At 46.4% G+C, this 22074-nt stretch carries 21 protein-coding genes; 12 read left to right on the plus strand and 9 right to left on the minus strand.

Annotation, left to right across the window (positions count from 1 at the left end; genetic code table 11):
* Positions 1 to 169, minus strand: a 169-nt coding sequence (locus tag WG89_RS32205; RefSeq protein ID WP_062260605.1) for a transposase, incomplete at its 3' end; no start/stop codon positions are given.
* Between the two features lie 464 nt (positions 170 to 633).
* On the opposite strand from WG89_RS32205, the gene WG89_RS17825 reads away from it, so the two are divergent.
* Positions 634 to 2220 carry an ABC-F family ATP-binding cassette domain-containing protein gene (locus tag WG89_RS17825; RefSeq protein ID WP_062268485.1) on the plus strand — a complete coding sequence of 529 codons (1587 nt, stop codon included), beginning with the start codon at positions 634 to 636 and terminating at the stop codon, positions 2218 to 2220.
* 56 nt (positions 2221 to 2276) lie between these two features.
* Here the strand turns inward: WG89_RS17825 and WG89_RS17830 are convergent, their stop codons facing one another.
* The 6 genes from WG89_RS17830 to WG89_RS17855 form a co-directional block, all read right to left on the minus strand.
* Positions 2277 to 2777 (minus strand): protein disulfide oxidoreductase, encoded by a 501-nt coding sequence (locus tag WG89_RS17830; RefSeq protein ID WP_062268486.1) that lies wholly within the window; start codon positions 2775 to 2777, stop codon positions 2277 to 2279.
* Between the two features lie 30 nt (positions 2778 to 2807).
* Complete coding sequence (locus WG89_RS17835; RefSeq protein ID WP_062268487.1) at positions 2808 to 3374, minus strand: DUF4202 domain-containing protein; 567 nt, start codon at positions 3372 to 3374, stop codon at positions 2808 to 2810.
* A 123-nt stretch (positions 3375 to 3497) separates the two neighbouring features.
* A complete protein-coding gene (locus WG89_RS17840; RefSeq protein ID WP_062268488.1) occupies positions 3498 to 4019 on the minus strand; it encodes a flavin reductase family protein in 522 nt (173 codons plus the stop codon).
* Positions 4020 to 4163: 144 nt separating this feature from the next.
* Positions 4164 to 4481, minus strand: coding sequence for an SCP2 sterol-binding domain-containing protein (locus WG89_RS17845; RefSeq protein WP_062268489.1), 318 nt, complete (start codon positions 4479 to 4481; stop codon positions 4164 to 4166).
* Between the two features lie 131 nt (positions 4482 to 4612).
* Positions 4613 to 5047 carry an MAPEG family protein gene (locus tag WG89_RS17850; protein ID WP_172806848.1) on the minus strand — a complete coding sequence of 145 codons (435 nt, stop codon included), beginning with the start codon at positions 5045 to 5047 and terminating at the stop codon, positions 4613 to 4615.
* A gap of 25 nt (positions 5048 to 5072) precedes the next feature.
* On the minus strand, positions 5073 to 6011 hold the full coding sequence (locus tag WG89_RS17855) for a LysR family transcriptional regulator (protein WP_079253900.1): 939 nt from the start codon (positions 6009 to 6011) through the stop codon (positions 5073 to 5075).
* Positions 6012 to 6117: 106 nt separating this feature from the next.
* Between WG89_RS17855 and WG89_RS17860 the strand changes: the two genes are divergently transcribed.
* The 8 genes from WG89_RS17860 to WG89_RS17900 all read left to right on the plus strand — a co-directional run bounded on the left by WG89_RS17860 (position 6118) and on the right by WG89_RS17900 (position 18200).
* A complete protein-coding gene (locus tag WG89_RS17860; RefSeq protein ID WP_062268535.1) occupies positions 6118 to 6495 on the plus strand; it encodes a nuclear transport factor 2 family protein in 378 nt (125 codons plus the stop codon).
* A gap of 82 nt (positions 6496 to 6577) precedes the next feature.
* The gene (locus WG89_RS17865) at positions 6578 to 7516 is read left to right on the plus strand and encodes a hypothetical protein (protein WP_153301663.1); all 939 of its coding nucleotides are present in this window, start codon (positions 6578 to 6580) and stop codon (positions 7514 to 7516) included.
* Positions 7517 to 7618: 102 nt separating this feature from the next.
* Positions 7619 to 8515 (plus strand): 1,4-dihydroxy-2-naphthoyl-CoA synthase, encoded by an 897-nt coding sequence (locus tag WG89_RS17870; protein ID WP_062268493.1) that lies wholly within the window; start codon positions 7619 to 7621, stop codon positions 8513 to 8515.
* 82 nt (positions 8516 to 8597) lie between these two features.
* Positions 8598 to 9635, plus strand: coding sequence for a type 2 periplasmic-binding domain-containing protein (locus WG89_RS17875; RefSeq protein WP_062268494.1), 1038 nt, complete (start codon positions 8598 to 8600; stop codon positions 9633 to 9635).
* A 389-nt stretch (positions 9636 to 10024) separates the two neighbouring features.
* Positions 10025 to 12049 (plus strand): PQQ-binding-like beta-propeller repeat protein, encoded by a 2025-nt coding sequence (locus WG89_RS17885; RefSeq protein ID WP_153301664.1) that lies wholly within the window; start codon positions 10025 to 10027, stop codon positions 12047 to 12049.
* 571 nt (positions 12050 to 12620) lie between these two features.
* Positions 12621 to 14633, plus strand: a complete 2013-nt coding sequence (locus WG89_RS17890; protein WP_062268497.1) for an outer membrane protein assembly factor BamB family protein — start codon at positions 12621 to 12623, stop codon at positions 14631 to 14633.
* 427 nt (positions 14634 to 15060) lie between these two features.
* Entirely contained in the window at positions 15061 to 17067 is a 2007-nt protein-coding gene (locus WG89_RS17895; protein WP_062268498.1) for an outer membrane protein assembly factor BamB family protein, read from the plus strand.
* Between the two features lie 155 nt (positions 17068 to 17222).
* Positions 17223 to 18200 carry a 2-dehydropantoate 2-reductase gene (locus tag WG89_RS17900; protein WP_062268499.1) on the plus strand — a complete coding sequence of 326 codons (978 nt, stop codon included), beginning with the start codon at positions 17223 to 17225 and terminating at the stop codon, positions 18198 to 18200.
* On the opposite strand, the gene WG89_RS17905 is transcribed toward WG89_RS17900, so the two are convergent.
* Positions 18194 to 18928: a hypothetical protein gene (locus tag WG89_RS17905; RefSeq protein ID WP_062268500.1), complete on the minus strand. Its 735-nt coding sequence runs from the start codon at positions 18926 to 18928 to the stop codon at positions 18194 to 18196. The genes WG89_RS17900 and WG89_RS17905 overlap by 7 nt on opposite strands.
* A gap of 421 nt (positions 18929 to 19349) precedes the next feature.
* Between WG89_RS17905 and WG89_RS17910 the strand changes: the two genes are divergently transcribed.
* From WG89_RS17910 to WG89_RS17920, 3 genes are read left to right on the plus strand one after another with little or no spacing between them, the layout of a single operon-like run.
* On the plus strand, positions 19350 to 20096 hold the full coding sequence (locus WG89_RS17910) for an enoyl-CoA hydratase (protein WP_079253901.1): 747 nt from the start codon (positions 19350 to 19352) through the stop codon (positions 20094 to 20096).
* Positions 20097 to 20124: 28 nt separating this feature from the next.
* The gene (locus tag WG89_RS17915; protein WP_062268501.1) at positions 20125 to 20565 is read left to right on the plus strand and encodes a GNAT family N-acetyltransferase; all 441 of its coding nucleotides are present in this window, start codon (positions 20125 to 20127) and stop codon (positions 20563 to 20565) included.
* 23 nt (positions 20566 to 20588) lie between these two features.
* Positions 20589 to 21497: a DMT family transporter gene (locus WG89_RS17920; RefSeq protein ID WP_062268502.1), complete on the plus strand. Its 909-nt coding sequence runs from the start codon at positions 20589 to 20591 to the stop codon at positions 21495 to 21497.
* Here the strand turns inward: WG89_RS17920 and WG89_RS17925 are convergent.
* Entirely contained in the window at positions 21492 to 21947 is a 456-nt protein-coding gene (locus tag WG89_RS17925; protein ID WP_062268503.1) for a YcgN family cysteine cluster protein, read from the minus strand. The genes WG89_RS17920 and WG89_RS17925 overlap by 6 nt on opposite strands.
* Positions 21948 to 22074: the final 127 nt, after the last annotated feature.

Consider the following 22074-nt stretch of genomic DNA (forward strand, 5'->3'; position numbering starts at 1 on the left):
GAGGATAAGGAGGTCTTCCGTTGCCACGCTTAGGGTAATAGGGCTCGATTACGGCCTCTAAGCGTTTCCATGGAATCAGAACCTCCATTCTTTCAAGAAAAATTTCCCTACGAGTTCTGCGTCGCTTCTGGCTGAATTCACTGTCGGAAAAAGAGAGTTGTTGGTCCATGACTACCTCTGATCAAGCTGCTGAGATTATTATCTCATGATCAGGGACTTATTCGCAGGTTCCCTAAAGAATCGCACTCTAAACTCCCTTTCACTTCTGCTTTATTAGCCACTTCTTCGGACTAAACCTATGAGTAGTAGAGGAGAAAGAGTCCATTAAGTTCCTTATTCAGTAATTACTCATAAGAAACAAGCTATTGTCTGGAACTCTATTTGAAAATCACTGTCTAAAACCTGCTCGATGTTTGAATCGATAGTCTGCATCTGGTAAAAAAGCAGTACATCCCATCTTTTCAGGAGATTGCGCCAACATGAACAACTAATACCTGTCATCCAAATAACGTTTCTTTTTCTTTGGATCTACAGGGTTAGTGGGCGCAGCTTCGTCATTATCTGACTCCCTTTTTACACAATAAATCTCATGGGATAGTTGCGTCTGGTGCCCCTGTTTATGCAGGAGGCCATATGGCAATCACTATAAACTCCAAACCTTTATTACAAGCCAGTTGCCTAACGTATCAGTTTGAAAACGGCGAAACTCTTTTCAGCGACCTTTCTTTTACCTTGTCGGCTCGGTTAACTGGGTTAGTGGGACGAAACGGTGTCGGCAAGTCGGCTTTGGCCAGTATTTTGTCAGGTCAGAAAGCACCTTCATTGGGCAGTGTGGTTATTAATGGGTCGTCAGAATACCTTGGTCAGCTCCCTTCACAGTTAATCAACTCTGAGCAAACTCTGGCTGAGTTCTTAGAGATAGAACCTGTTCTTAATGCGCTCAGGAATATTGAGCTGGGACACTGTAATCAACAGTGGTTCGATATCGTCGGAGAGCAGTGGCAGCTGGAGAGTGAGATCGCTGAATTGCTCAAAAGTTTGGGCTTACCCGTAAATACATCCTTGCTCTGTAATGCTCTGAGTGGTGGGCAGTTAACCCGATTACAGTTATGGAAGCTGTTACGCTCAGAAGCTGAATTGCTGATTCTTGACGAGCCCTCCAATCACCTGGATCGATCTGGGAGGCAGTGGCTGGTGGATGAAATACAGAACTTTAAGGGCTCTGTATTATTGATCAGCCATGATCGTATGTTACTGAGAGCTATGGAACAGATCTGGGAATTAAATTCTCTGGGCCTGAGTCAATACGGTGGCAACTATGACCATTATTTTGAGCAAAAGGGTCAGCAGTGTGCTGCTCTGGAAAAGCAGCTGGATTGCGCCAGTAAGGTGCAGAAACAACTGCAGCGCCAGATACAGGCCAGTAAGGAAAAGGCGGACAAGAGAGCATCCCAGGGCGAGCGAGAGCGCAAGAAGGGTGGCATGCCCAAGTGGTGGTTCAATGGCAGAAAGAGCAGTGCACAAGCCAGTGCAGGTAAGCGGAGCAGAATGGCTCAAAGTCGTACGGAGCAGTTACAGAAAAAATCCGATGATCTTAAATCGCAATATGAAGTGCATAAGAGACAGAAACTGTATCTGCCCTCTTCGAAGGATAACTCTCCGACCTTGATGACTATGGAAGAGCTGGTGCTTCCATACGGGAATCCTGACCCTATCACTCTTGTGTTAAATGGTCATGGTCGGTTGCATCTGGAAGGCCGTAATGGCAGTGGCAAGTCGACACTGATGAATGTTCTGCTAGGCAATCTGGATTACTCGGGTCATCTCAGGATCAATACGAACCTGTGTTATCTGGATCAACACTTTTCGTTTCTGCAGTCCGACTCAACCGTTCTGGATAATTTGATGGATTCATGTGAAGGCATGAAGGCAACTGATGCCAGAGTGCTTCTTGCGGGTATAGGCTTTCGTCAAGAAAGTGTGTTTCGAAAAGTTCGGGTGCTCAGTGGTGGTGAAAAAATGAAACTGGCTATGTTGATGGTCAGTCATCAACACGGGCAGCCTGTTTTATTGCTGGATGAGCCGGATAATCATCTGGATTTGGATTCAAAACGGATTCTGGCCGAGGCATTAAGAGCCTATCAGGGAGCCTTCATTCTGATCAGTCACGATGAAGATTTTATCTCTGAAGCAGGGATCAATCAGAAGCTGGTTCTTTGAAGTTTACTGGCAGAGAAACAAACCAGCGAATTTCGCTGGTTTGTCATCTGGCAATATCAGCTATTCAGCCAAAGTCGTATCAGCATACCCAGTTTGGTGGTGAAGCCCGTGGTTACGGTTTCTATTTCACCGTTTCGGATAACAAAAATGGAAGGCGTTACACTGACGTTCCAGTCTCGACTGACGCTGCCATCGTGATCATTTATGACCGGGAAGCGAAGCTCTTTGACACCTAGATATTTCGCTACACGCTCATTATCGCCTGAGGCCAGTGCCACAGTCACCACCTGATAATTTTCACTGAGGTCACTGACGGCGGGGCTGACCCAATGGCAGACCCGGCACCAGCTGGCCCAGAAATACAACAGGACTGGGCCTTTTTCAGAAAGACTTCGCAAATCGACCTGTTCACCGTTAATGGGCATGGCTCGCAGCTCCGGCGCTATACCTGTGGGCATATCTTTCTGAAGATAGGTATTGTATGCCGTCATCACGGCAGCCCCGATTAACAGTGTAAAAAAGGCTTCCCGAATGATTTTTCCGAGTCGTTTGCTCATTGGTGTCCTGTGTATAGATAGAAACGGGTGTTAAGCCAGTGCCTTCTGGATCAAACTTAATGCTTCATCGGGCAGATCCAGTGCAAGGGCTTTCTGGTGAGCCTGTTCCGACATTTTGGCCCAGGTCTTCTGGACTATACGAATAATTTTCTCTTCCGGATGCTTGGCTGCGAAATTAAGGAAATCGGTCTCAATAAAAACCAGACAGGCGCAGTCTTCCAGTGTCTGAGCCTCTGCATTGCGCTTGAGACCCAGCTTGCGAATAATAGTTTCTGCCTGCTGGCAGCTTTCTTCACTGTAGCCTTGGTCTTTCATAACCTCCACAGCTTTGCGGGCATGCAGTTTCCCCAGTTCAGTCCGCCACTTCAGATAGCCAGGGCGATCCATGGGAAATTCTGAGCGGGCTATCTCCCAGCGACAGAGGTGTTGACTGCGAACAGCAATTTGTAGCTCTTCAGAAGCATCGGAGTTCAGCTTTTGCAGCCAGGCTGACATGTTTTCGGCATAGATCAGCTCTTTAGCCTTACCCTCAATGGTTTCCGGGTCTTGTGCATGCAGCGCATCAATCGCAGCAAGAGTTTGTTGAATACGGCTCATAGACTTCTTTTTCTTTTGGATGGGTAATGGTTTCCAGAGCATAGACCCTGAAGTATCGGGAAGAATCGTCCGATTGTATTCCGGAATACAGACTGGGCATCCGTATCCCGGAATTCATCGTTTTCAGGCTGCTTTTTCAGCTTCAGGCAGGTCGGCTAAAGTACCGTATTGTTGTTGTGCATAGATCAGGGGTGTTGAGCCCTGATTCAGGCGAACCTCACGGACATGACCAATGCAGATATGATGAGTACCGGACTCATTGATTTCCTGCAATTCACAGACAACATTGGCCAGAGCGCCATCCAGCATAGGTGCACCGGATTGGGAAGCAGTCCAGTTGCCTGCTTCCTGGAAGCGCTGCTCTCCTCTGGCGCCAGAGCGGCCAGCAAATACATCGGAGACTTCCTGTTGTTCTGCACTCAATACATTGATGCAGAAAAAGCCACTGGCTCTGATTTCTTCCAACGCCTGCACGTCTTGATGGATGCAAACCAGCATGGAAGCAGGTTCCATGGATAGGGAGCATACGGCGGTTGCCGTAAGACCATTTCTTGACTCGTCATGACAGGTGGTAATGATATTGACGGATGCCGCCAGTTCCTGCATGGCCTGCTTAAAGTCCAGAACCAGAGACTGATCACTCATAAACTGCACTCCCGCTTTGAAGGGGATTGAAAATAGATTCGTTTGACAAGGTGGTTATGTCAGATTGAGTACTATGATACCAATCAATCAGAAGTGCCGATAGATAGGGGGGGAGACCTGCAGATACTCAGCAGGTCTGAGAAGTCATTCGTTATGGAAAAAGTCGTTGAGCTTGGTGGCCAGCATCATATTGCCTTCGGTGCGGACTTTTCCGGACATAAACGCCTGCATGCCGTCCAGTTCACCGGTCATGATACCTACAAAAGACTCACTGTCTGTAATCATGGTGACGCTCGGGTCTTCGCTTGCTCCTTCAATAACACGACATGTGCCGTCATTGATGGCGATGTGATAAGTTTCACCATCCGTGATATCAAACTGAAAAATGAGCTGTTGTCCCATTGCAGCACTGGCATCGAAACGGCGTGGCATTTCCTCAAAGATTTCCTGAACCGTGGCCATTGTTATAACTCCATGCATATTGTTCTAGAGCTGGTCCGCTATCGTCATTCGATCATATCCGATTTTTACATAAAGCTCTCATAGATATTACTTTGCTTTACAAAACCGGTTTCAGAACCTTTTCCACAGAGTTAGCCCATGAGGCTCAGGGCATTTATGATGCTGCGTATCAGTATGTACCACAGGGCAATTGAAGCCACGATATACGCTGAAAAACGGAGGTTTACATTATTAAAACTGCATTGGATCAAACTGTGCAGAACCCGGAAGCCCAGGAAAATGTAGGCTGCATAGAGATATCCGCTATCTACCTGTGATGTCAGATAAAGATAAATGCAGAGTCCGTAGAATAATAAAGGCAGCTCTACCAGGTTTCTGAAATTATGACCAGGAGCCGCCACTTTATCCGGAACCATTGCATTGAATTTATCCGGAGAGATGGCTTCCTGCGGGTCAATGTTACTGGCTGTCATATGAACCAGACGCTGAATGAACATGTAGATCCAGACGATAAAAGTCAGCAGCATCATTCCCAGAAAAGGAATAAAAATAGAATCCTGTGTCACAACCTTATCCTTATATTTATTGTTTTCATCCATCAAGGCCAATGGAGGCATTGCTCAAAGCGGTCATCTCTTCCCTGATGGCAGAAATGCAGCTCTTGACCAGTGCCGGTGGTTGATGTCCAAAGGATTGAATAGCATACACAGGAACTGATGAAAATGTATACTCGGGCAAAATGTTAACCAGCTGACTTTTCTGTTGGTAAGTAGCAAAAATAAAGTCAGGAATCAGAGCCAGACCTGCTCCGGCCCTTGCCAGGGCTATGACGGCCGGAAGCGAATTTGCAGTCCGGTTAGCCTGTAAGGTGAACTTCACGGATTCCCCGGTAACATTATTCTGGCATTGGTGGGTTGCATGGCTGCCCTGCCAGATATTGGCTATATAGTCGATATTGTTAGAGGGAGTATCAGCATCAAAAATATGTTCCGGTATTAATGAGTGTTTTGTCGTGTAATCCGGGCTGGCGCAGAGCACTTCATGAAATTCTCCCAGGCGACGCTGCCGGTAATCACTGGATGGCATTTCTCCTACGCGGATGGCCAGATCAATTCCTTTTTCATAAAGATTAACCCGTTCATCATCACTGACCAGTGTGGGCTCGATGTCACCGAAGTTGGCCACAAGTTTGCCAATGGCTGGAGCCACAACGGTATCTGCCAGAGCGTGAGGAGCACTGATTTTGACAGGCCCCCGAGGTTGCTGGTGCGATTCTCTGGCTTCCTGCCAGGCCTGTTCGCTCAGAGTCTGAATCTCGCGACAATGTTTATAGAAAGTCTGGCCTGCTGGTGTCAGCACCTGCCTGCGAGTCGTTCTGTTGAGCAGGTGGACATCCAGGGCTTCCTCCAGATTGGCAAGCATCTGACTGACAACCGATTTGGACAGTTCCAGATGATTGGCAGCCTGACTGATAGAGCCGCTCTCGACAATCTGGGCAAACACAATCATGTGTCGAAGATATTTCATCATATTGTTCGAAAATTAAGGACAGTCTTTTCGGTATTATCCGGTTTTTCATAACGCATAGACAGAGCTATGCTTCAGTCAGTTCGAGATAACATTGGAAAAGCACGTTATGAATGAATCACAAAAAGCCATCGTTGAAGCCGCCGTCTGGAAAGCCAGTGAGGCATGGAAAAACGCATTTAACAGCGGCAATGGCAGAGGTTGTGCTGCTCAGTATGAAGCGGATGCCGTGATGCATGCCCGTCCTTTCGGCACCTTTACCGGGACTGCCGAAATTACTGCTTTCTGGGAAAAACTGATTGCAGATGGTTTTGCTGATGTTGAATACATTGAGCCACAGTTGGAAGTTGTGGATGAGAAATCTGCCATCCTCAAGTCAGGTTGGAAGATGAACAACGCTGGTGGTGTGATTCACAAAGAGCTGTGGGTCCTCCAGAGTGATGGTCGAGCCCTGTTGAGGGAAGATGATTTTGAAGCCAAAGGTTGATCGTTCAATAGAGCCTCAATGTTGACTGATTGAGGCTCACAAAACACGATTGATGCATGAGGCTCTGATACGAGGAGTTGTCATGAACTATTCCAGACTCCTGATTATATTTCTGTTCATCCTAAGCGTCTCGCCTGTCTATTCAACGGATACTTATTCCTACTATTTTTCCTACTACCTGAGTGATAGTTCGGGCGGGTTAAGAGCTGTCTCGACAATTTCTGTTTTTGAAACCATTGATGATAGCTCTACTTCAAGAATGCTGGTGACCCACAGACCTGCACCAAGACAGGAGCTTTCGCTGGATGTTATCAGGCGTTCAACACACGACAGAGTTCTTATTAAACGGGCCACTCCTGACGATCAGGTTTGCGTAAAAAAATATAGGCCCGAGTCATCTTTGATTACGCCTTCTGAATATAAGCCTGTGGGTAGCGAACGAGTGACTGGCAAAGGTAAATTCCACAATCGTACGGAGCGAATCAGGAGGGAGTCTCATATAGCTTCAGAAGTAGTGACCATCATTGAAAAGGATGTCATGCGCGTTGCGGCCTATCAGAAGTCCATGCCAATCAACGCTAATATTCCTGGACCCAATCATCATTTATGGGGGCTGGTCAGACAGTATCTCTCCATTGCAAAACTTGAATGTAGTTCGGCTTCAGAGGCCTCGCCATACTCTGGTTATCGGGTATCTATTCTTGAAAAAAGAGCCTGGACAGAGGATCTGATAAGGAACTTCTCCAGTGCTTTTAGCCGTGAGTTTCTCGATTTCATCTTCGGTCTGGATTGCCGCTACGACATTATTGCCCTGGTGGATAAGAATCTGAATATTTTTGCATTGGAGATTATTGATCAGACAACCGGTGGTCCTGCCGGCTTTTTGATGCTTGAGAACGTGGTGTATGAGGAGATTGAGAGGCTGACATCTGAAAACAGTCAGAAGAATGGCAATGACTCTGATGAATGTCAGAAATTTAAGTGGCTTTTCAGGCATGACTACAGCCATATCGACCCTTAATCATGCTTAATGGTGCTATACCTACAGGCAATGTCGAAAACTTGTGCGACAATTACCTCTTTATTTCCCCAAAGTCACAGATCGCAATGTCTGGGAGGTATCATGGTTTCTGAAATTTTCAATCCTGATCAATGGCAGGAAGTGAAAGGTTTTGAGTTTGAAGACATTACTTATCACCGGGCCAGGCATCAGGGAACCGTGAGAATTGCTTTTAACCGGCCAGAATGTCGCAACGCTTTTCGTCCCAAAACGGTGGATGAACTGTTTCGGGCTCTGGAACATGCCCGGGTATCCAGTGATGTAGGGGTTGTGATTTTGACAGGGAATGGTCCTTCTCCTAAAGATGGTGGTTGGGCTTTCTGCTCGGGTGGGGATCAGCGTATCCGGGGTAAGGATGGCTATAAGTATGAAGGGATGCCTCAGGATGAAGTAGACCCGGCCCGGCTGGGACGGTTGCATATTCTGGAAGTACAGCGGCTGATACGTTTTATGCCCAAAGTGGTGATGGCTGTTGTGCCGGGCTGGGCCGCAGGTGGGGGCCACAGCTTGCATGTGGTTTGTGACTTGACCATTGCTTCTGCTGAACACGCTGTCTTTAAACAGACGGATCTGGATGTAGCCAGTTTCGACTCCGGTTATGGCTCTGCGTATCTTGCCAAGATGGTGGGGCAGAAAAGAGCTCGTGAAATTTTCTTCCTTGGTCTCGATTATTCTGCTCAGGAAGCTTGTGAGATGGGAATGGTCAATAAAGTAGTGCCCCATGCCCAGCTTGAAGAAATAGCTTTGGAGTGGGCTGGCATTATCTGTGAAAAATCCCCTACTGCGGTTCGCATGATGAAGTTTGGTCTCAATATGACGGATGATGGCATGGTGGGTCAGCAGCTGTTCGCAGGAGAAGCGACCCGTCTGGCTTACGGTACTGACGAGGCGCAAGAGGGCAGGGATTCCTTCCTTGAGAAAAGACCTAAAGACTTCTCACGTTTTCCTTACCATTATTAAGCCGGCTTAAGGCGGTTGTCTGTAGTTTCGATGGCTGTGGTCGAAACCTAACAGGAAGAGTCCATGCCAGGGATCCGGCATCATGCAACTATCTACTCAGCTTCGTACTCTGTTAGCCCTCTTTATGCTGTTATCCATGCCTGTGGGGGCTATGGATATCCGCCTGGGCTGGACTCCCTATGCGGGTTCCATGGCCTGGCCCTATGCCAGTCAGGCCGGGCTGCTGGAAAAGTGGGATGAAAAGTACGGCGTTATGACGCATGTCAAAGCCTGCGATGACTATATGTCATGCATTCAGCAGTTTAATACCGGTATTCTCAATGCTATTGCTGTCACCAATGTTGATGCTTTGGGGCAGATTGCTGCATTGGGGGTGGATGCCACTATTATTCTGATTGGCAGTGGTTCTAACGGAAATGATGGCATTGTTCTTAAAGAAGGGAAGCGAGTAGAAGACCTCAGAGGGAAAGTGATTCATTTACCCATGGGAACGGTCTCTCATTTCATGCTGATGTGTGCTCTGACCCATCATGATATGGATGAAAACGATGTGGTTATGGTCAACAACCCCAGTTCTGTAGTGCCTGCTTTTGATGCCTGGGATGTCAACGCTGTGGTGGCCTGGCAGCCAGACCTGGGGGAAATCCTGGCTACTGGCAAAGGAAACCTGGTGTTTGATTCCAGTGAAATTCCCGGTGAAATCGTTGATGTGCTGGTGGTCCGTACTGAAGATCTCCGAAAATCATCCAATATGGGAAAAGCACTGACTGCTATCTGGTATGAAGTCATGGGGCATCTCAAAAATGATGACCCAAAAGTACTGGATATCATGGCTGCTAAAAGTGGACTGTCTCTGGAAGATTTCAAAAAGCAGATGCAGGCAACGACCTTCTATTACACTCCTGACGCCGCTCTTAAAGAGGCTCGGAGTAGGGGGTTTAAAAAAGTCATGAGCAAAGTGACTCAGTTCTGGTCTATGCAGAAAAAGCGTTACCAGAGTCAAAGCCGCCAGGCCGTTGGCATTCTATTTCCAGACGGTGCAACACTGGGTAACCGTCATAACATCAAGCTGAGAATCAATAGTCGCTTTATGAAGTTGGCAAAAGAAAATGAGCTTTGAACTTTTGGTCAACTTATCCTCATTAGATAAATGACTAGTCTGAACGAATTAACCGAAGCCAGGATGAGTATAAATGGCAGCATTTAGGTATTTATACTTATGTTTTATATTAAGTCATGTGTATTAATCTGTAGCCACGCAGCGAGGGGAACTCTTCTGGAAGCAACGTCTAACAAGACTTGTGGGTATTAGAGGGCTTGCTGGTCAGATGGTTCAATATTTCATACCGGTAAAATCTTTTTTGCTGGTAGATGATAAAAAGAACAACGCTGATTGGGTCTGGGTGCATATGGAAACTCAGACTGATGGAGCCAAAGAACCAAAAGTTCTGTCGGTTTTGTCGACTCAGGGAAATAACAAAAATACGTTAAGTAGTACTGAGAATAAAAATGAAAAAGAAGTTATTGGCTCTCGCAGTATTAGCAGCCTCTAGCAGTGTCATGGCTAGTGACACTATGATTGAAACGCCACGTGCCGGTGTTTACGCTGACACAGAATGGGCAACCGCTCACGGTGGTCCAAGAAACGACGATTACATTTCATCCATCCAGGAACTGCCTCGCTACTACGAGCAGTCTGCCGAGGTGCTTGAAGGTGCTGCGGTTCTGTTGGGGCCTACCCGTGGACCTAATGGTGACTTTTATGCCTCTACTGCTCTGGGCAAAGGTCATTCTAACCTGACTGCGTTTGATGGCGAAGGTAACATCAAATGGCAAACACCACCTTGGCAGGGTGCGGATGATTTTGATCCAGGTGGTGTAATCGCTGCACCGGCTGTTGATAAAGATGGCAATGTCTACATCAGTGATGCTAACCAGATGTGGTCTTTCGATGAAGACGGTGAAGTTAGATGGGTAACACCTTTACCTAAACCAACCGTTGACGTAGAAGGTGTTTTCGATGAGCTGAATCTGGGGATGGAAGCAAACTCCATTACTAACCCGTTCTTCACTATGCCGGTTAATGGTGACGAGTCAACCGCATATGTGGGTGGTATCACTATGTTTGGCGATGTCATGATCTTTGATCGCAAAACAGGTGAGATTGTAGCTGGGCCCGTAAACATGCCTGGTGAGTTTGAAACTCATGTGTTGTCACCCGCTCCTGGTGCAATGAGTGAGCCTTATGTAGCAGAAGGTTGGGGATCTGTTATCTGGACTTACTTCCACGGTGGTGTTGAGTCTGCAAACGTTCCGGCTGTGCATCCTGAAACCGGCATGATTTATGCCACAGGTACCTCCAGCAAAAACTATGGTGATGGTGCGGTTCACGGTTTCACCTTTGGTCCTGAAACCAAAAAGATTGAATTTGTTTATGAAGCTCAAATGGGCCCAGGTAGTGGTTCAAGCCCGGCGATCTCGAGCGACCTGAAATACATGTACGCCAGTGATGCGGATGCCACACTGTACAAATTCAGAACAGACTCGGACAAAGAGCCCGTCTGGACAACAGATGTAGCTGGTCGACCTGCTTCTGCTTCGTTGGGTGGTCCTGGCGATGACAAGATCTATGTGTACGACGAGCGATATGTGTATGCGGTGAACCCTGAAACCAAAGAGGTTGACTGGGATATTGACATGCTTGAGTTTGCCAAGGAAATGCTGCCTGCAGGACCCATTGATGATCCTCAGATCTGTGACTTCAGTGGCTTCCACAACGGTATCGTAGTGAGCACAGCCAACGAACTCTTGATCACTGGTGTACTGGGTTATAACTATGCACTGGGTGGTGGATGTCCAACTGCTGATTCTGGCGAAGGTGTTGCTCAGACTGAAGGCGGTGGAATGGTGATTCCTACTGCGCAGATCCAGGGTGTATGGGCGGTCGATCCGAAGACCGGAGACATTCTGCGTGACGGTCAGATGATTCCGGCGGAAGATACTAACGAAGCCTTCACGGTTCCAACTACCGATGGCTACCTGTTGATGGATCGTGGTGTACTGAGCTCTGGTATTAACAAGACCTTCTACCCACTGACCCAGTCCAAGTTTGGTGATGACAATAAGCCGATTCTGCCACAGGGCGGTATCGAAGTTCTGCAGGGTCAGGACGACATCAAGATTACTGCAGCGATCTCAGGCCGTGTAATGTTTGATGAGGCTTTTGCCAAGCAGGATTCTACCCTGCGACTGGAGCGCAAAGGTAGCAGCAACAACAAAGAGCTGAAAGGTCAGGCCGAAGGTCAGAATGACATCAGCTACGAAGTGGATGTCAAGTCTGTAGGTAACGGCAAGTCCCTGAAAGGAGACATTGAAGTTAAAGAAGGCAAGAAGACTGTCCACAAGATCGAAATTGCTCACGGTTCCTTTAAGGATCGCAGTGTTGAAGGTGTTGGTGTAGACAAGAAGACCGGCAAGAAAGTGAACTTCTACATTGCTGACTGGAGAGCTTCTGGTGAAAAAGGCGACAAGTAACAGTTATCCGCTGTAGCTTGATTGCGCAGGCCCGCTGATTACCTTCAGCGGGCCTTTTTTTGCTTTATATAGAAAAGTTGCATTACTACCGGTACCGGGTTTGATCATCCCGTTTTCCTTCCTGTGATACGTCATTCAGCTTCACTGTCCCATTTTGCAAATGCTTGTTTCTACCCTGTTAATTCTCCCTGATGTACATAAAAGCAGAGCTTTCTGAGTGTCTGGTTATTCCAATAGAAAGCCAAAAGAAGTGAGTGTAGGTGATTTTCGAGGTTGGGTTGGTGTGAGTACTTGTTTTTAAGTATTTGTGCTTATATCTGTGATTAATGTATCTGTATTAATCTTTATTTGTGAGCGGAAGCATTGCTAAATAAGAGGTAGCATTTTTTTTCGTATTTTTTTGCAAGCTCTGTGACTCCGTTCATTTACAGAAAATAAAAACAATATCGTGAAGTATATATCCGGGTGCACATGGAAACCTGGATCGATAGGGGAAGCGAAGTATTTCTTCGAAAATTCTGTCTACTCAGGGAATAACAAAAATAAACGTTAAGTTGTACTGAGAATAAAAATGAAAAAGAATTTATTGGCTCTCGCAGTTTTAGCGGCCTCTTCCGGTGTCATGGCTAGTGACACCATGATCGAAAATCCTCGTGCTGGCGTTTATGCTGACACGGAATGGGCTACTGCACATGGTGGCCCCCGCAATGATGATTACATTGCTGCTATCAAAGAATTACCTCGTTATTATGAGCAGTCTGCTGAAGTGCTGGAAGGTGCAGCGGTCCTTTTAGGACCTACTCGAGGCCCGAATGGACACTTCTATGCCACTACCGGTATGGACAAAGGTCATTCAAATATGACCGCCTTTGATGGTGAAGGTAATATCATCTGGCAAACCACACCTTGGCAAACCGCCAGTGACTTTGATCCAGGTGGTGTAATTGCTGCTCCTGCCGTGGATAAGAATGGTGGCATCTATATCAGTGATGCCAACCAGATGTGGGCTTTTACACCAGAAGGTGATGTGAAGTGGGTAACAGAGCTGCCGGAGCCAACGGTAGGTCACAGTGAAGTTTTTGATGAATTAAATCTGGGTGTTAAGCCTAACTCTATTACTAACCCGTTCTTCACTATGCCTGTAAACGGTGATGAATCAACAGCCCATGTAGGTGGCATCACAATATACGGCGATGTATTGATTTTTGATCGTGAAACCGGTGAGCTGGTAGCAGGGCCTGTAAACATGCCTGGTGAGTTTACCACTAAACTGTTGACGCCAGCCCCAGGTGCCATGAGTGAGCCTTTTGCGGCCGATGGTTGGGGTGAAGTGATCTGGACCTACTTCCATGGTGGTGTGGAATCAGCCAATGTTCCAGCCGTGAATCCTGGTACGGGGATGATCTACGCTACTGGTACGTCAAGTAAAGTCCCTGGTGATGGTGCCATCCACGGTTTTACTTTTGATCCAGAGACCAAAAAAATAGACTTTGTGTACGAAGCCCAGATGGGGCCTGGCAGTGGATCAAGTCCTGCTATTTCCAGTGACTATCAATACATTTATGCCAGTGATGAAGATGCAGTTCTGTACAAGTACCCTACCAGCGATGACAAGGAACCTGTGTGGACGTCTAACGTAGCAGGCAGACCTGCGTCAGCTTCTCTGGGTGGGCCAGGTGATGACAAGATCTACGTGTACGATGAACGTTATATTTATGCTGTAGATCCGGAGACAGGAAAAGAAACCTGGAGTATCGATATGCATGACTTTGCAGATCAACTGCTTCCGGAAAAAGTGGGAAGTACTCCGAATCTTTGTGAATACAATGCGTTCCATAACGGAATTGTTGTGAGTACGGATAACGAACTCGTGATTACAGGTGTCCTGGGTTACAAGGTCGGTCTGGAAGGGTGTCCAGAAGCATCAATGAGCAGTGATACCGATGAAGGGAGTGACCTGTTGCAGACCACCCAGATTCAGGGAGTATGGACTGTTGATCCTGACACCGGAGAGATTTTACGGGATGGTCAGATGATTCCGGCTGAAGACACCAATGAGGCCTTCACTGTACCTACTACTGATGGTTACCTCCTGATGGATCGTGGTGTTTTGAACTCAGGGGTTAACAGAGCTTTCTATCCTATGACCGAAGGGCTCTTTGCGGAAGGTAACAAGCCCATCTTGCCACAAGGTGGTGTTGAGATTCTGCAAGGTGCTGATGATATCAAAATTACTGCAGCGATCTCCGGGCGTGTAATGTTTGATGAATCTTTTGCCAAAGAAGACTCTACCCTGCGTTTGGAAGGCAAGAGCAGTAATGGCAAACTGGAACTGAAAGGTGATGCAGAAGGTCAGCGTGATGTGAGCTACAAGGTAAACATCAAATCCAACAAAAATGGTCGTGATGTAGGCGGTGACATCGAAATCAAGAAGGATAAAAAGACAATCCACAAGATTCAGATCAGTCAAGCTCGCTTCAATGATCGTAGTGTAGAAGGCTTTGGTGTAGATAAGAAGACTGGCAAGAAAGTGAACTTCTACGTAGCAGACTGGAGATCTTCAGGGGAGAAAGGCGATAAATAAACTTTAGTGTAAAAATACTACTTAACAAAAAAGCCCGCTAATTATTCTCGGCGGGCTTTTTCTTTTCTTTTTGATTTTCCTTTTCTTTTGAAAAATTCCCTTTGTTAATAATTAGTTATAAGTTTTTTAAGTAGGCTTATTTTCAGTTTAGTCTTTTTATTAATCGAATGGTCTAAATGGACTAGTGCGTTTGTGTGTCAGTATATACGACGTAGTTTAAGTACTTTTAATTAGTTTGATTTTAAGTCGATCGACTTATTCTTTAGTTGTCCAATGGATAGCTATTAAAAGGTCAGGGCAGACATTTTTTTAAAGCGTTTTGGAGAAGCTGTCCATTGGCAGATAAGAAACAAAGAATGTTCTTTTTTTGAATCTTATCAACTCAGGAAATCAAAATGATCTTTCTTAAGAAGTACTGAGATTAATAATGAAAAAAAAACTACTGACCCTCGCAGTGTTAATGATTTCAACAACTGCAATAGCCAGTCAAACTGAAACTAAAACCTATCGATCTGGTGTTTATGCTGATACAGAGTGGCCTACAGCTCATGGTGGGTCACGTAATGATGATCACATTGGATCAGTTAAAGAATTACCTCGCTCTTATGAGCAGTCCTTCGAAGTTCTTGAAGGGGCGGGTGTTTTAATGGGCCCCTCAAAGGGGATTGATCCAAAAACAGGAGAGGCGTTCTTTGTTGTAGCAACGGCATTGGATAAAGGGAATTCAAACCTTACGGCTTTCAATAAAAAAGGTGAGATACTCTGGAGCAGTGAGCCTTGGGAAGATAAAAATGACTTTGATACCTGCGGTGTTATCGCTTCACCGATTATCGATTCTGAAGGTGATATTTATGTCAGTGATTGCAATCAAATGTGGTCATATCATGCAGACGGTTCTGTTAAGTGGGTACAGGAAATCCCTGAGCCTGTAGAAGGTTATGACCCTGTCTTTGATGATCTTAATCTGCCTGTAAAGCCCAACGTGATTGGCAATGCTTTCTTTACCAAACCCAAAGCGGGTGATGAAAGCACCGCCTATGTAGGAGGGATTACTATATGGGGTGATGTCACCATCTTTGATCGGGAAACAGGAAAGATTCTTGATTCCCAGAAAAACCTGCCCGGTGACTTTGAAGCGAGTATGCCGGTGAAACCACCTTTTCTCTGGCCCGAACCCTATTATGCCAAAGGGTACAATGACCTGGCCTGGTCTTACTTTCAAGGTGGTTTAGAATCAGCAAATGTGCCTGCAGTTCATCCAGAAACCGGTATTATCTATGCCACCGGCCCCTCATCAAAAGTACCGGGCTCAGGAGCAGTGCATGGCTTCAGTGTTGATCCATACAGTGGCAAGGTTGAGTTTGTTTATGAAGCAGTGACTGGCCCGAAGAGTGGTTCCAGCCCAACGATTTCCGGTGACTTGAAATATATTTTTGCCAGTGATGGTGAAGGGACTCTATTCAAATATCGCGTCAATTACGATGAAAAGCCGGTTTGGAAAAATCCTACGGGTTTGAGTCGTCCAATATCTCCCTCTCTGGGCGGTGTGGGTGATAACAAACTCTATGTTTTCGATGATCGCAAACTTTACGCACTCAGTGATGAAACCGGGGATCTGGTTTGGGAAAAAGGTACGCATGAGTTGGCTAAAAAGCTGCTGCCTTACGAGCCTATTGCTTCTGAAAGCACCATTTGCAGCTACAATGGATTTCCCAATGCTATTACTTTAGCCATACCTGGCCAGATATTAATGACGGCAGTACTCGGTTATAACTGGTCTCCAAGTGGTGATTGCTCAAGTGGTTCCGGATTACCGGTTGCTGTTAAACAGGGTGTATGGGCTTTGGATCCGGAAACGGGTGATTATCTGCGTGATGGAGAGATGATTCCAGCAGAAGATACCAACGAGGCATTCTCCTATCCAACCGTGGATGGATTAATGTTTATGGATCGAGGTGTCTTGAGTTCCGCAATGAATGAAGGCTTTTATGATCAGATGGAAGCGGCTTTTCCTGAAGGTTTTAAACCTATCCTGCCTCAGGGGGGAGTGGAAGTTCTGGAAGGCAAAGACGATATAAAAATGACCGCAGCAATTTCTGGTCGTGTGTTATTCGATGAGTCCTTTGCCAAAGAAGACTCCACCCTGCGTCTGGAAGGCAAGGGCAACAAAGGCAAGCTTGAGCTGAAAGGTGAAGCTGAAGGCGAACGTGATGTGACCTACAAGGTGAACATCAAATCTAACAAGAATGGTCGTGACGTAGATGGCACTATCGAAGTCAAGAAAGACAAGAAAACCATTCACAAAATCAAGATTGGTAAGGCTCGCTTCAATGACCGCAGTGTAGAAGGTTTTGGTGTAGACAAGAAGACTGGCAAGAAAGTGAACTTCTACGTAGCAGACTGGAGATCTTCAGGGGAGAGGGGCGACAAATAAAAACAAATACTACTACTTGACGAGAAGGCCTGCTGAGCGATCAGTGGGCCTTTTTATTTATGTTCTCTCTTACTAAACAACAGTGGTCGGGTTGACGAGTGGGGTACACCTTTTTAGAGTGTTAACTGGTGTTATGACAGAGAGCATCTTCCAGGATGGATACATCAAAGAGAGAAGGCATTACCATTCTTGGTGCCGGTTGCATCGGCTGCTACCTTGCAGGTCAGTTCATGGCTGAGTCCATACCGGTACGAATGCTGGGCAGAGCCAGGTTTGCCAACGAGTTGTCCCAACATGGCCTTACCACTGTTCAACCTGATGGCAGGCGTCATTCATTTTCTTCTGACGTGATTGATTTCCATACCGAACCCGAAGCCCTGACAGGAAGTCAGTTGATTTTACTCAGCGTTAAGTATTCAGGCCTTGAAGAAGCCGCGAAACAAATTCAGCAGTATGCACCGGAAGCAACAGTGATCAGCCTGCTGAATGGCCTGAGCAGTACTGAGCTTTTGAAAAGGTATTTGCGTCCTGAGCAGATTATAGGAGGCTCAGTCGTCTATGGTGTGACCTATCTGGAGCAGGGAATCTTTAAAAAGACCAGTGAAGGTACTTTGCACCTGGAAGCTCATGATGCCTTGAAACCCTGGCTGCCTGCTCTGGATCAGGCTTTGGGTAAAAGTCGATTGCATGATGACATTATGGCCGCACAGTGGAGTAAGCTTCTGCTGAACCTTAATAATTCGATCAATGCCATGAGTGGTGTCCCGTTAAAAGAGCAACTGAAACAACGGCATTACCGAAAGCTATGGGCAGAGTGTATGAATGAAGGTCTGGCTGTGATGAAAAAGAGTGGTGTTCAGCCTGTGAATATTGGAACAGCCATTGCACTCGAAAATATGCCTTTTGTTTTAAAACTACCCGATTTCCTTTTTAAGGTAGTAGCGGCCAAAGCTCTGAAAATTGATGACCGGGCGAGAATGAGTATGTGGGCTGACTTGCAAAGAGGCAGGGAAACAGAAGTGGAAGAGTTAAACGGTGAAGTATTGAAATATGCTCATAAGCTGGGCATTAAAGCCATTACCAATCAGAAAGTGTACGACGAAATCAAACGTCTTGAGAAAAAAGCTCAGTAGCTAAGGATCGGGGCCGCTTGTTGCATATGAATGTGCCAGGGTTGAGTGCCTTTATAAATAGACAATAGTTCAGAGAGCGTTTGGACTTTTAATTTCATTTCACTGCCATGAACAGAAAGATAAAGAGAGCGACCCAGGTACAAGGCAGCATGATGAGAAAAGAAAGAAGGGTAACTGGGAATGTCGCCTTCACCTGATCCTTGAGGAGACAAAATTAGAATATCTCCGGGAGCGGGTTGAATGTTTTGTGTCAGTGGGTACAAAGCCAGAGGTGAAAAAGGAGAGTACCAGAAACAGTTCTCATTACAGTGTATGTAACGAAAATCAAAGAATAAGCGTGGTACTCTGAATACCTGAGCCAAAAGATATTTACAGTCAGGGATTTCATAAAGCTGATGAGATTCGGGCTCTGCCATCGGTGATAAAGAGGGCATGGTGAGTTTTCCGGAAAAAATGCTGATCAAATCTGCTTCAAGCTGTCTTGGTAGCCACTGACAGATTGATTGGAGTTGATCATTCAAACAGAGTTTTTCAGGAAGTTTTACTGTCCCGGGAAAGGGGTCTGTTAAATCAATGTTATTACCGCAGAATAGTTCTGACTGGTTATTAAAGAGACTGAATGCCCGCTCTTTAATATGCACTGACAGCAAAGTGGTTGCACCATGGCAGTGCCTGCTGAGAATCAAGGTAATGATCAGTGTTTTCGGTATTTTGGCGAGATTTAACATTTAACCCTTATGGACTAAGAAAGTGGTTAAGTTTCAAGGCAGTATAGGCCTCAAGCTCACGAAGAAGTGAGCTTGAACAAGAATAAAAATGGCTAAAGAGCCAGTGTTCAGAATACCTGTTTCAAGTGTTGAATAAAGAAGAACAAGAATAGTATCAGGAACAGAATTTGCTTAATTAATCGCGTAATAGAATATTTATTTAATTTCCCCTGCCTGACGGGATACCGGATTCGCCCTCTGACTGTTCGTTGTTATCAGTGACGGTGAAAAAGAGCACAGTTGTTGAGGTTGATCCTTAGCGATGTGCATGTCAGGTGCCTTTGCCCCGGTCATCGTAGATGGCTCGGGGCTTTTTTTATTGGGCCAAGAAGAATAGAGTAAGCGGGTTCCAATAATAAAATTGCGCTCAAAGGTGGTGAATGTGTCTGACAATAATGTAGTGCTTGAGCAAAGTGGTGCGGTTCTGATTATTACCATGAACCGACCGGAAAAAAAGAATGCCCTCACCAGTGCCATGTATACGGCAATGGCTAATGCTCTGGCTGAAGCAGATAAAAATGACGCCATTCGTGTTGTTATGATTCAGGGCTATACCGATGCATTTACCGCAGGTAATGATCTGGGTGATTTTCTGAAAGAAGGTCTGGGTCTGGATTCTCCGGTCATGACTTTCCTTCGCCAGCTGGTTGCTTTTGAGAAGCCGCTGGTCGCTGCCGTGAGTGGTGTGGCTGTTGGCATTGGTGTCACTATGCTGCTGCACTGTGACCTGGTTTATGTGGCCAAGAATTCCAAGCTGAGACTTCCTTTTGTAAATCTGGCACTGGTCCCGGAAGCCGCTTCCAGTCTGCTGTTGCCCGAAGTTATGGGTCATCAGCGTGCTTCTGAACTTCTGATGCTGGGTGATTTCTTCAGTGCCGACACAGCCAGGGATTACGGTATAGCCAATGATTCAGTAGACACTGATCATGTATTTGAAGAAGCTCTGGCAAAGGCTGAACTTCTGGCCACCAAACCCGCAGAAGCGTTGAAAGCGACCAAAAAGCTGCTCAAGCAGTCATATAGAAGTGACGTAGAAAAAAGAATTGCGGATGAAGGTATTATTTTTGCTGAACGCCTGCAGTCTGATGAAGCAAGAGAAATTATGAGTGCCTTTATGGGAAAGGCCTGATGGTAAGTCAATAAAAGGAAGTAGAACAATGGAGTGGCAAAAGGGATCATTCATACTCAGTACTGACAAAGCTTTGCTGAAAATTGATCTGATTCATGAGTTTCTCAATAACTCGTATTGGGCTGCGGGTATTCCCCGAAGTGTTGTCGAGCAGTCCGTAGAGCATTCGATGTGTTTTGGTTTATATCAAGATGACCGACAGATCGGGTTTGCCAGAGTGATTTCGGATCATGCCACTTTTGCTTATCTTTCCGATGTTTTTATCTTGCCTGAAATGCGAGGGCTGGGTTTAAGTAAATGGTTGATGGAGTGTATCCAGTCTATTGAAAGTCTGCAGGGAATCCGGCGTTTTATGTTGGCCACGGCAGATGCCCATGGCCTTTATGAACAGTTTGGTTTCCAGTCTCTGGAAAAGCCGGAGCGGATAATGGAAATCATGGTGTCAGATATCTATCAGAAGGCCTCATAACAATAAAAAAGACAGAGGGTCAGGTGCAGACAGAGAATATTCCAAAGGGGGTTGCCTATGCGCTGGCGACTGCCGTAGTGGCCAGTACCGCCGGTGCTGCCAGTAAACTGATTTCCAGTGATGTGCCCGTTCCGGTCATTGTGCTGGCGCAATATTTCATCTGTTTGCTGCTGATGCTGCCCTGGTTATTGAAACGATCGGTTGCCAGTCTTAAGACTGAACGTATGGGAGCTCACCTGGTCAGAGGCGTGACGGGTTGGCTCTGCTTTTATGCCTACTATCAGGCACTTGCCTATATTCCACTGGTGGAAGCAACGCTCTTGAGAAACACCGGGCCTCTGTTCGTACCATTGGTGGTCTGGTTGTGGATGAAGTTCAAAGTGCCCGGAAAAGCCTGGGGGCCTATGTTGTTAGGCTTTATCGGTGTTCTGATGATTCTGAAACCTGATTTTAATGGCATCAGTATCTGGCATCTGGTGGGGCTGACCTCGGGCCTGTTCCTGGCGTTTTCCATGGTAGGCACCCGAGCTTTGTCGTCTACAGAACCCTCCAGTCGGATCATGTTCTTCTATTTCCTGATTTCTTTTTTGTGCAGTTTGCCTATGGCCATTTTGCACTGGAGAGAAATACCACTCTGGACACTGCCTTATCTTTTATACGTCGGTGGATCAATTTGTATCACGATGTGGCTATACACACAGGCCTATACCTGGACCAGAGCCAGTGTAGTGGCTCCGGTTAATTATTGCGGGGTCGTTTTTGCCGGCCTTCTGGGCTGGTGGGGCTGGGGACATATTCCCGATGCTGTGGCTTTTATGGGTATGGCGCTGGTCATTTCGGCAGGACTGTTATCGATCTACATCAACAGCCGGCCTGAAAAAAGTGTTGATTCGGACACTGATCAGCAGAAAAGGCCTTCAACCGTCTCATGATCGGATGATGTAATCAAACCAGTCAGAAGGATCTGACAACTCTTCTTCTGAAACGATGGGTTTTCCTGCAACGGAATAACCCGCTTCGTGCACTGAGTTTGGGTCGCCCGTGACCAGAGGGTGCCATTCTGGAAGATCGTAGCCATCATGCAATAACCGGTAGGCACAGCTGTCAGGTAACCACTTGAGGTGCTCATGCAGGGTTTTTGGAGTGAACATGATGCAATCTGGCACAAACTTGCGGCGATGTTTGTAGTTTTGACAGCGTCCTGTTTCCAGATCCAGCAATTTGCAGGAGACCGCTACCGTATGAATTTCATGGGTGTTGTCGTCCACCAGTTTGTTCAGGCAGCAGCGTCCACAGCCATCGCAAAGGGATTCCCATTCGTCGCGGGTCATGGCTTCCAGGCTTTTGGAGCGCCAGAACGGTTCTTGTTCAGGAGTGGACATAAGCAGAATGGTTGATGGTGTTGAAAGTGTGAAACCTACCTGAATTGCCCCGTTATGGAAATAGGTGGCTTCACACGGGTTAATACCCGTTCGTCCTGGCTTGTCGAAGGATGCTGCTGATGCACTT

The organism is Endozoicomonas arenosclerae (genome assembly GCF_001562015.1).
Classification (GTDB): Bacteria; Pseudomonadota; Gammaproteobacteria; order Pseudomonadales; family Endozoicomonadaceae; genus Endozoicomonas_A; species Endozoicomonas_A arenosclerae.

Excerpts from the sequence above, each read along its gene's own strand:
- WG89_RS17825 (WP_062268485.1), top strand. The coding sequence starts at position 634 with ATGGCAATCACTATAAACTCCAAACCTTTATTACAAGCCAGTTGCCTA.
- WG89_RS17830 (WP_062268486.1), bottom strand. The coding sequence starts at position 2,777 with ATGAGCAAACGACTCGGAAAAATCATTCGGGAAGCCTTTTTTACACTG.
- WG89_RS17835 (WP_062268487.1), bottom strand. The coding sequence starts at position 3,374 with ATGAGCCGTATTCAACAAACTCTTGCTGCGATTGATGCGCTGCATGCA.
- WG89_RS17840 (WP_062268488.1), bottom strand. The coding sequence starts at position 4,019 with ATGAGTGATCAGTCTCTGGTTCTGGACTTTAAGCAGGCCATGCAGGAA.
- WG89_RS17845 (WP_062268489.1), bottom strand. The coding sequence starts at position 4,481 with ATGGCCACGGTTCAGGAAATCTTTGAGGAAATGCCACGCCGTTTCGAT.
- WG89_RS17855 (WP_079253900.1), bottom strand. The coding sequence starts at position 6,011 with ATGATGAAATATCTTCGACACATGATTGTGTTTGCCCAGATTGTCGAG.
- WG89_RS17860 (WP_062268535.1), top strand. The coding sequence starts at position 6,118 with ATGAATGAATCACAAAAAGCCATCGTTGAAGCCGCCGTCTGGAAAGCC.
- WG89_RS17865 (WP_153301663.1), top strand. The coding sequence starts at position 6,578 with ATGAACTATTCCAGACTCCTGATTATATTTCTGTTCATCCTAAGCGTC.
- WG89_RS17870 (WP_062268493.1), top strand. The coding sequence starts at position 7,619 with ATGGTTTCTGAAATTTTCAATCCTGATCAATGGCAGGAAGTGAAAGGT.
- WG89_RS17875 (WP_062268494.1), top strand. The coding sequence starts at position 8,598 with ATGCAACTATCTACTCAGCTTCGTACTCTGTTAGCCCTCTTTATGCTG.
- WG89_RS17885 (WP_153301664.1), top strand. The coding sequence starts at position 10,025 with ATGAAAAAGAAGTTATTGGCTCTCGCAGTATTAGCAGCCTCTAGCAGT.
- WG89_RS17890 (WP_062268497.1), top strand. The coding sequence starts at position 12,621 with ATGAAAAAGAATTTATTGGCTCTCGCAGTTTTAGCGGCCTCTTCCGGT.
- WG89_RS17895 (WP_062268498.1), top strand. The coding sequence starts at position 15,061 with ATGAAAAAAAAACTACTGACCCTCGCAGTGTTAATGATTTCAACAACT.
- WG89_RS17900 (WP_062268499.1), top strand. The coding sequence starts at position 17,223 with ATGGATACATCAAAGAGAGAAGGCATTACCATTCTTGGTGCCGGTTGC.
- WG89_RS17905 (WP_062268500.1), bottom strand. The coding sequence starts at position 18,928 with ATGTTAAATCTCGCCAAAATACCGAAAACACTGATCATTACCTTGATT.
- WG89_RS17915 (WP_062268501.1), top strand. The coding sequence starts at position 20,125 with ATGGAGTGGCAAAAGGGATCATTCATACTCAGTACTGACAAAGCTTTG.
- WG89_RS17925 (WP_062268503.1), bottom strand. The coding sequence starts at position 21,947 with ATGTCCACTCCTGAACAAGAACCGTTCTGGCGCTCCAAAAGCCTGGAA.